Origin of the sequence: Protofrankia sp. Cj5, from assembly GCF_917627405.1 — a bacterium.
GTDB lineage: Bacteria > Actinomycetota > Actinomycetes > Frankiales > Frankiaceae > Protofrankia.
The window spans coordinates 18,341-22,099 of sequence record NZ_CAKJTO010000086.1 but is presented as its reverse complement, the minus strand read 5'-3'; the positions used below and the strand labels follow the sequence as shown (position 1 = coordinate 22,099).

Annotated in this window: 2 protein-coding genes; both read right to left on the bottom strand. The window is 66.9% G+C overall.

The annotated features are described in order from the left end of the window. Positions 1-38: 38 nt before the first annotated feature. Complete coding sequence (locus MJ777_RS17250; RefSeq protein ID WP_239377143.1) at positions 39-2,555, bottom strand: SpoIIE family protein phosphatase; 2,517 nt, start codon at positions 2,553-2,555, stop codon at positions 39-41. Between the two features lie 174 nt (positions 2,556-2,729). After that, the gene (locus MJ777_RS17245) at positions 2,730-3,269 is read right to left on the bottom strand and encodes a YceI family protein (RefSeq protein WP_239313733.1); all 540 of its coding nucleotides are present in this window, start codon (positions 3,267-3,269) and stop codon (positions 2,730-2,732) included. Positions 3,270-3,759 lie beyond the last annotated feature (490 nt).

Genomic DNA, 3,759 nt, shown 5'->3' with positions numbered 1-3,759 from the left:
TCACATACGTCGCTGCACGAGCCCTGCCGCACAAACCGTCACGTGCCTTCGCGAACCTCGCCCCGCGGGGCCGCGGCCAGCGCCTGCTCAGCCCAGATGATCTTACCATCGCGGGTCTGGCGAGTGCCCCAGCGCGCCGCGAGCTGAGCGACCAGAAACAGCCCGCGTCCGCTCTCGTCAAAGGTACGGGCATGGCACAGGTGCGGCGCGGCCCTGCTGGCATCGGAGACCTCGCAGATCAGTGCGGTGTCCCGGATCAGCCGCACCTGGATGGGGGCACGCCCATGGCGGATCGCATTGGTGACAAGCTCGCTGACGAGCAATTCGGTGGTGGACGCGGCTTCCGCCAGTCCCCACACGCCGAGGGTGCGCAGTACCCCCGCCCGGACGTGGGCGACGACAGCCGGGTCAGCGGGCAGGTCCCAGCTGGCGACCTGGCTCGCGTCGAGAGCGCGGGTGCGGGCAAGCAACAGCGCGACGTCATCGGCGGGATGCTCGGGCAGCAGAGCATCAAGCACCCGGTCACAGATGGCTTCCAAGGACGAGGAGAGCACCGGCTGACCAGGCGGGCCGTTGCCGGAGCGCAGCGGAGCGAGGGCAGCGCACAACGCCTCAAGCCCCACATCGATGTCACGATCGCGGGACTCGACCAGGCCGTCGGTGTACAGGGCGAGCAGGCTGCCCGCCGGCAGTTCAACCTCGGCCGCCTCGAAGAGCAGGCCGCCGAGCCCGAGCGGCGGGCCAGCGGGCACATCCAGGAAGGCGGCCGTGCCATCAGGAGTGACCAGAACGGGCTGGAGGTGGCCGGCCCGGGCCAGCGTGCAGACGCGGGAGACCGGATCATAAACGGCACACAGACAGGTGGCGCCGATGTCGTTGACGGCCTCCTGTTCCAGGGGCGCGGTGTTTCCCGCGACGCCGTCGTGATCCGCGGCGAGGCGCGCGACCACGTCGTCCAGACGGGTAAGCAGCTCACCCGGATAAAGATCAATATCGATCAGCGTACGGACAGCGGTACGCAGCCGGCCCATGGTCGCGGCGGCATGGACACCGTGACCGACCACGTCACCGACCACCAGGGCGACCCTGGTTCCAGACATCGCAATCACGTCGTACCAGTCACCACCCACACCAACCTGGGAGCTGGCCGGCAGATAGCGGGAGGCGACCTCCACGGCCGTCTGCTCGGGCAGCCGTTGCGGCAGCAGACTGCGCTGAAGCGCGAGTGCGGTGGTGCGCTCCCGGGTATAGCGACGAGCATTGTCGATCGAGATCGCGGCCCTGGAGCCGAGCTCCTCGGCAAGGACGAGGTCGTCCCGCCTGAAGGACTCCGCATGCCGGTGCCGGCCGAACAGCGCCACCCCGAGCGTGGCTCCCCGGGCCCGCAGCGGCACTGCCATCACCGAATGGAACGCATGCTGGCTGGCCGTGGCGCGGACAGGATCAGCCGCGGCCCTTCGCGCGGCATCAGGATCGGCGGTCCCACTCAGCATGGGCTGGCCCGTTGCCAGGCAGCGGGCTGGCAGTGAGAAGTCCGGGTAGACGCAGAGCTCCCCCAGGCTGACGACGGCATCCAGCTCGCCGTCCACAACGCAGTGGTGGGCGACCCGGCGTAGGGTGACCTGGCCGGCAAGCGGGCCCGGAGCTGGCTCGCCCCCGTGGTACACCGAATCGAGCAGGTCGACGCTGGCCCAGTCCGCAAGCGTGGGGATGGCCATGTCGGCCAGTTCCTGAGCGGTCCGCGTCACGTCGAGGGTGCTGCCGATACGGCTGCTGGCGTCGTCGAGCAGGGCAAGTCGCTGCCGGGCCCAGTACTGCTCGCTGACATCGAAGGCTGCGGCGAACACGCCCAGCACCCGACCGTCCGGGGCCTTGATCGGAGACATGCTGGTGGCCCAGGCATGGTCGCGGGGCTCGGAGGGAACGCGAACGTAGTTCTCGTACACCACCGATCGGCCGGTTTCGACAACCTGGCGCAGCTGCTCGGCGAATCCCTCGTAGCTGGGGTTGCGCAGTGCCTCCATGAACGGCCGCCCGCGTAGGTCGGTCTCGTCAAGACCCAGCATGGATTTCGCGCCGGCGCTCAGCCGCCAGAAACGGGTCTGGGAATCGTAGATGACGATGAAGAGCTCAGCCTGGCGAAACCCCCACTCCACAATCGTCCGATCGCCGACGTGCCCGAACGAGTCGTCCGGTGGATCCGCATATCCCGCCGCCGCGGGAGCGACCAGGAACCACTGGATCCTCCCCGCGGCGTCCCGCAACGGGTACGCGCACAGCACGATATCCAGCTGCCGGCCGTCTCGGTGGCGCACAGCGACTTTCCCGCTCCATCCTCGCTGGTCCGCCACGGCACGGCGGGCCGGACCTGGAACACCGGTGGCAAGAAGGCCGATCCCCAGCTTCCCAACGATTTCATCCGGCGAGTAACCGAGCAGCTGATACGCAGGCGCGCTCCACGCGGTGATGATGCCATGCGGATCCACCGCCGCGGTGGCTGTATTCACCACACCCAAAAGATCATCAATGATCGGGTCGCACGCCTCCATTGTCATCTATCTCGCTCTTCCCCCTCGCGACCCCGTTAGAACCAGGCAATCGCGACCTATGCCGGACAGCCGACGCCGCGGTCAGCCGGAGTCGCCGAGAGCGAGCATGGCCTGGCGGAGCTCGGGGAACGCAACCGATAATCGAAGCCTTCGGTCAGAGCGCGCCTACCGCTTTCCGGCTCACCCAGGGGACGGCACCACGATGAGATCCAGCTCGATCGCCTGGTAACGAGCGACCATCCCCTTCATCTTCGTGACACCGAACTCGTTTCGATCAATCCGGGTGACGGCGTTGAACCGCGTCTCGCCACTGGCCGGTACCACGGCGGTGAGAGTCAGGTCCACCGGTCGGGAGACACCGCGGACGGTGAGTGTACCGGGCACAACCCACGCGCCAGACGCATCCCGAGCTCCGTCGGCGATGAACGTGATATCCGGGTAGGACGCAACATCGAGAAAGTCCGCCGTCCTGAGATGGTCATCCCGTTTGCGGTTGGCGGTGTTGACGCTGCTGGCGTCGAGCACGGCGCGAACGCCGGACTTCTCGACCGGGTCAGCGACGATCACCGCGCCCTCGCGGATCGCGACGATACCGACCACCTTGGCAAGGCCAAACATACCGCGGGTGGTGAACCGCACCATGGAGCGATCGGGGACGATACGGTAGGTGCCGACATGGGGCACCGTCACGGCCCGCGCCGATATCGACTGTCCTGCCATGGTCCCTCCTGACAACCGTGAAAAACCGCGATCATTCCACCACCGCCGGACAGGCGGGAGGCCCTGTGGTAGCACGTCGTTCGGCATACCAGGGCCCCACCAGCCGTCGACGGAATCCAACGAGAAAATCATCCACAGGATGCGCGAATGACATTTACATACATTACCGGTAGGCAGATTGCCCGCCTACCGACGATGAATACTGTCAGTCTAACACGAAAACAAGAGCGCCCGGCAATAGGAGCGTGGATCAAAAAACAAGGCTGAGGCACGGACGTCGCGAGGCGCGGGGATGCTTCGACTTGTCCAGCCCCGCATCCGGTCACGCCCGGCCACCGCCGGATCCAACGTCGCCGTAAGAGCACCCGGCAATAAGAGCGACCGGCAATAGGGGCGTGGATCAAGGAGCGGGGCTGGGGAGCGTGCCCTGGCCCCGCGACGCCGCGTCCCCTATTGCCGGTCGCTCTTAGTGGTCGCCGCCGGAAGTTCG